The organism is Xenorhabdus sp. Sc-CR9 (genome assembly GCF_963897815.1).
Lineage (GTDB): Bacteria > Pseudomonadota > Gammaproteobacteria > Enterobacterales > Enterobacteriaceae > Xenorhabdus.
The window spans coordinates 1-5,252 of sequence record NZ_CAWQTY010000017.1 but is presented as its reverse complement, the minus strand read 5'-3'; the positions used below and the strand labels follow the sequence as shown (position 1 = coordinate 5,252).

The window sequence follows — 5,252 nt, the reverse complement described above, 5'->3', positions numbered from 1 at the left end:
AATTTCCAGCTATCATCTGTTAACATTAGTCTTGGCATTTGGGGTAATTGTTTTGATTTTTGGCGAAACCATTATAACAGCCCCATTTGCTGCTTGCTTTTTATACCAAAAAGATCAACACGCTCTAGTGAAAGCAATATATTAAAAGACGGCAAATCCCGCCTTTAGGTAAGTTGTTGATTCATCTCATCCTACTTTGGAGGACAGGAATTCCGGTTCTCTGACGGAATTAGCTAAAATCAAGGGATTGGGTTAAAGATGAGGATTGTCATTTTTATGAAGAAGACCACGCAATGCGTGGCCCAAAAGATTAATCATGCCATTTGAGGTGGAAACGGTATGTTTTACCTGTTTACAGGCGGAAGGGAACGTAGATGATCTTGTGTCGATGTTAGGAAAACGCGCGATTTAAATCCGGTTTTGATGCTTTTTTGAAATGGAGGTCATCCTCTGACTTTACGGAATATTGTCGAGCAAATGCCTCCCTCATTACACATAAACTCTTGGAATAGGCAGAAGAAGAGATTAAGCAAATTACTTTACCTTGCAGGTCTTGCTTTAACTGTTCAATTAACACTGCGATTTTTCACATCTACAGAATGGGTTTGTATGTTTTTGCTTTTATTAATTTGTCTAGCATAATTTATGCAAATTGCTACTGAGATAATAATGGAAATTATACAGCCATTGCTCTTTTGTTGATTGTTGCTAATGAATAATGCGGCGGTTTAAAAAACTACTTAACGCAAGATTGGGCGTTAAGGATTTTGTTTGAGTAATTATTAAGGCTATGTAATGACATCTGTGACTAAGTTTTTCCCCTATACACAACGCACTATCAGTAAGGCACCGCAGTGGAAAAGATTTACTTCTGAAATGCGCCATACTATTGAGGTGTTGAGTCAAGTTCTACCATTTCGTGTTAATCAATATATTCTTGATGAGCTGATTGATTGGGATACCATCCCGGACGATCCTATCTACCGGTTAACATTTCCTCATCGTGAGATGCTGAGAGAAGGTGAATTCTCTCTACTTAGCGATTCGATTCGTTCTGGAAAAGGTGAATCAACAATTCGGGAAATTGTAAGTAACATCCGCAATCGTATGAACCCTCATCCCGCAAGACAACTTACCCATAACGTTCCTATTTTAGACGGAAAACCACAGTTTGTTGGCATGGATGAACTGAAGTTCTAAACACATACTTCACTAATGTTAGTCGAATACCTGAAACCCCACCCTGAAGTTACTGATGTACTCATCACAGGCGGTGATCCTATGATTATGAATGCTCGTGCACTCGGTGACTACATCCGACCGCTTCTCATCCCTGAACTCAACCATGTAAAAAATATTCGTATTGGCACAAAATCCGTTGCTTACTGGCCCCAGCGTTATGTTACTGATAAAGATACCGATGACGTATTACGGTTGTTTGAGGAAGTCGTAGCATCGGGTAAAAATCTTGCGTTAATGGCACACTATAATCATCCGCAAGAAATGCAAACAGAGATCTCGCAGACGGCTTTAAAGCGTATTATTGCTACTGGTGCAACCGTTCGCATGCAGTCTCCTCTTATACGTCATATAAATGAAAACCCTCAGGGATGGGCAACATTGTGGACTACCGGCGTCCGTTTAGGCGCTATTCCTTACTATATGTTCGTTGAGCGTGATACAGGGCCAAATGAATACTTTGGTTTACCACTATATAAAGCTTGGCAAATTTTCCAACAGGCATACAAATCAGTTTCAGGACTAGCGCGTACAGTCAGAGGCCCTTCAATGAGCGCATTACCCAGTAAAGTGATGATAGATGGTACTACTGAAATTGCTGGTGAAAAAGTATTCGTGCTCCAGTTCCTTCAGGCTCGTAATCCTGATTGGGTACGGCGGCCCTTCTTTGCAAAATATGACCAAAAAGCTTCGTGGTTATGGCCACTTAAAGGACAATCTTTTGATGACTATCAGCCCTATAACAACTTCTTTATTGAACTTATTTCTTCCGATCTTGAGCAGGCGCTACTGGGCAATATGAATAGTCCATTAAAAGCTTCAACAGATGTATTGCGCGATGTGTGCGAGGCTTTGCGTAAAGAAAAAAGTGTAGTTTGGAGTAAATCTCATATTTTCCATCAACTGATCACTCAGGATTTCACATCTCGTGGTGCTCTATTTTTATCTAACCCAAACCGCACATTTGACGGTGAAACAGTTCACGACTTGTCTGTCACCATTCAGATAATCAAACCCGAGGATAGTACTACGAAACATTCGCATTCTTTCTGGCATCTATATTTTGTAATGTCAGGGAGGGGGGAAATTATCTTGGAGAATAAAAATCCTGCGATTATCGTTAATGGAGATGTTATTTATGTCCCTGCTTGGATAGAGCATAAATTCATTAATTGTGAACATGAAAATCTTATTTTATATGTCACTCAAAACCTGCCAAGTATGGCTAATCAAGGAACATTGTTGAGAAAAGATTAAAATAAAACTTACTCAACACATTCCGAATAACATTGCTTAATATAAGGTATCGTTATGGCTGAAATATCATCGGCTCAATCTCTAAGTTCGCCTAAAGTAATGACTCGTGTATTTCTACCTTTTGCATTTGGGCATTGCACGTCATTCCTATTCCGGAACATAAATGCGGTATTAACACCATTTTTGATTTCAGCAATGTCACTGTCAGCAGGACAACTTGGCATTTTATCCAGTGCTTACTTTTTTTCATTTTCTTTAGCACAACTGCCAGTTGGACTTGCTCTTGATCGCTATGGTCCAAAACGTGTACAGCTATTTCTTTTAGGTATTGCAGTGGCTGGAGCTATTTTATTCGGAGTTGGGCAGGATTTCACTACATTATTGTTGGCTAGGATCCTCATTGGGCTAGGATTAGCAGCCTGCTTTATGGGTTCCATAAAGGTGCTTTCTTTTTGGGTACCTGATCGTAAACTACCCTCTATTCATGGATACTTACTGGCAGCCGGAGGGATAGGAGCCATGCTGTCGACATTGCCAGTTGCTTGGCTGGTAGGCTTTGTTTCCTGGCGAACGCTATTCTTTGCGATGGCGAGTGTTACTCTGATTGTTATGATTGCCATCGCAGTATGGGTTCCCAAAGATCCAATTGAACATAAAATGGTAAAGTGGCCAAGTCTCGCTTCATTGCTTGAAGTCTACAGAGATCACACGTTTCGTAAGGTCATCAGCTTATTGCTACTTCCTCATACAGTTGCTTTTGGGCTACAGGGATTGTGGATGGGCAAATGGTTACAGGATGTCGGGCATTACAGTAATGCACTCACTTCGCTCTACCTGTTCGTTGGAATGGGAGCTGTCGTTGTCGGCTCACTTTCTGTGGGTGCTATCACTGAGTGGGCAGGTAAGTTCAATATTAAACCTATGGAAGTTGGTGGGATAGGTATTGCCTTGTTTTTGACAATACAGATTTTATGTATCTTCAACATCGTTCCTTTATTACCGCTGCTCTCTATTAGCTTCACTCTGATAGGCACCATTGCTGGTCTAGAATATACCATTGTGGCGCAGAATGTATCTCCAGCAATGACTGGTCGTGCCGCTACTTGTCTTAATTTGCTCATTCTATTTGGTGCTTTTCTTACACAAACAGTGTTCGGTGTGATCATTGGTTTTTGGCCTGTAGATTCAGCAGGGCATTATCCCCAGATCGCGTATCAGGTAGCATTCGGATTTATGATCCTATTACAGGCACCAGGATTTCTTAACTGGTTATTCAGCGTGATTAAAAGAGGCAGATTTAAATCAGTTGGTGAGGAGCTATGAGTATGAACAAATTTATTCTTTATGGTTATCAATCATCCTCGGCGACAAAACGAGTTATGATCGCATTAAAGTTAAAGCATATTTTATATGATTACGTAGAAATAGATTTATCGGAAGGAGAACAACGATCTTTTGCATTTCTCCAACTTAATGTGCAAAGAAAAGTACCGATGCTGACTCATGATCAATATTCATTGACTCAGTCATTAGCCATTATTGAGTATCTGGATGAAATAGTGTCGCCTAAATCACTTCTTCCGGAAAATCCCACAGATAGAGCATGGAGTCGTAGTTTCGCAGGAATTAATGAGCTGGTCTTCCCCACCTTGTGAACCATACTCTTTATAGAGTATTTTTTCTGGAGTGTCCATCATGCAAAACGTCACACTTATTGGTATCGATCTCGGCAAGCATTCTTTCCATATCCATTGTCAGGACAAATTCGGCAAGACTATGCTGCGTAAAAAATTTACCCGCACAAAATTAATGGAATTTTTAGCGGGGTGTATATCGACTACCGTCGTGATGGAAGCTTGTGCGGGTGCACATTTTATGGCTCGCCGGATCGCTGATTTAGGCCATGATGCGAAGCTGATATCTCCGCAGTTTGTTCGTCCTTTTGTCAAAAGTAACAAAAATGATTTCGTTGATGCAGAGGCGATATGTGAAGCGGCATCACGCCCCTCAATGCGTTTTGTCCAGCCGAGAACGGAGACGCAACAGGCGATGAGAGCACTGCATCGTGTCAGAGAATCACTCATCAGAGATAAGGTAAAAACCACTAATCAGATGCACGCCTTTTTGCTGGAGTTTGGTATCAGTTTACTTCTCTTTATTGGGGCAAGAGCTCAATGTAGCTAGGACAGCAGTACCGGAAAACGTCCTGTTACCATTTTATCCACCATGGAAAATTAACTCTTAACTGAATTGGGTAGAAGAAAATATGTCGTTAACTATTACTGAAGAATGCATTTACTGTGATGTATGCCGCCCTGCTTGCCCCAACAAAGCAATTTCTGCTGGGAATGAGTACTATGAAATTGATCCAAATTTCTGTACTGAATGTATTGGTCATTATGATGTTCCACAATGTCAGCAAGTTTGTCCTGTCGATTGTATACCCCTTCTTCCGGAGCTTGCCGAGACTAAAGAGCAATTATGGGAAAAATTTGTGAGAATAACAGAGTAAACATTACTGTAATTGTAATATATTTTTATTATTTTTATAAAAACATGCTGACCTAATTGGATATATGTCATTATAAATTTAATGTTATTGGCTCCAGTTTATTGTTGAGTTTAATTTTTAGTTAATGAAACATTCATTTTTATATACATTATCTTCCTTAAAAGGAAAAATGTTTTTTGAGTATTATTTAATATTCCTTATTGTCAATACTTATTATTTTCCCTTTTTCTTTTAAATTTTTATT

Annotated in this window: 5 protein-coding genes and 1 pseudogene; all 6 read left to right on the top strand. The window is 39.9% G+C overall.

The features are described from left to right. The first annotated feature begins 795 nt into the window (after window positions 1-795). The 6 genes and pseudogenes from AACQ81_RS00960 to AACQ81_RS00935 all read left to right on the top strand — a co-directional run bounded on the left by AACQ81_RS00960 (window position 796) and on the right by AACQ81_RS00935 (window position 5,008). On the top strand, window positions 796-1,200 hold the full coding sequence (locus tag AACQ81_RS00960; protein ID WP_237388375.1) for a hypothetical protein: 405 nt from the start codon (window positions 796-798) through the stop codon (window positions 1,198-1,200). A gap of 81 nt (window positions 1,201-1,281) precedes the next feature. Beyond that, the gene (locus tag AACQ81_RS00955; RefSeq protein ID WP_237388374.1) at window positions 1,282-2,496 is read left to right on the top strand and encodes a cupin domain-containing protein; all 1,215 of its coding nucleotides are present in this window, start codon (window positions 1,282-1,284) and stop codon (window positions 2,494-2,496) included. Window positions 2,497-2,550: 54 nt separating this feature from the next. Beyond that, a complete protein-coding gene (locus tag AACQ81_RS00950) occupies window positions 2,551-3,819 on the top strand; it encodes an MFS transporter (protein WP_336885697.1) in 1,269 nt (422 codons plus the stop codon). Between the two features lie 2 nt (window positions 3,820-3,821). Continuing rightward, entirely contained in the window at window positions 3,822-4,151 is a 330-nt protein-coding gene (locus AACQ81_RS00945) for a glutathione S-transferase N-terminal domain-containing protein (protein WP_237388373.1), read from the top strand. A gap of 40 nt (window positions 4,152-4,191) precedes the next feature. Continuing rightward, a pseudogene (locus tag AACQ81_RS00940) lies at window positions 4,192-4,644 on the top strand (IS110 family transposase); the annotation flags it as partial. Window positions 4,645-4,762: 118 nt separating this feature from the next. After that, entirely contained in the window at window positions 4,763-5,008 is a 246-nt protein-coding gene (locus AACQ81_RS00935) for a YfhL family 4Fe-4S dicluster ferredoxin (RefSeq protein ID WP_237388372.1), read from the top strand. Window positions 5,009-5,252 lie beyond the last annotated feature (244 nt).

Coding starts and splice junctions, on each gene's coding strand:
- AACQ81_RS00960 (WP_237388375.1), top strand. CDS start 796: ATGACATCTGTGACTAAGTTTTTCCCCTATACACAACGCACTATCAGT.
- AACQ81_RS00955 (WP_237388374.1), top strand. CDS start 1,282: ATGATTATGAATGCTCGTGCACTCGGTGACTACATCCGACCGCTTCTC.
- AACQ81_RS00950 (WP_336885697.1), top strand. CDS start 2,551: ATGGCTGAAATATCATCGGCTCAATCTCTAAGTTCGCCTAAAGTAATG.
- AACQ81_RS00945 (WP_237388373.1), top strand. CDS start 3,822: ATGAACAAATTTATTCTTTATGGTTATCAATCATCCTCGGCGACAAAA.
- AACQ81_RS00935 (WP_237388372.1), top strand. CDS start 4,763: ATGTCGTTAACTATTACTGAAGAATGCATTTACTGTGATGTATGCCGC.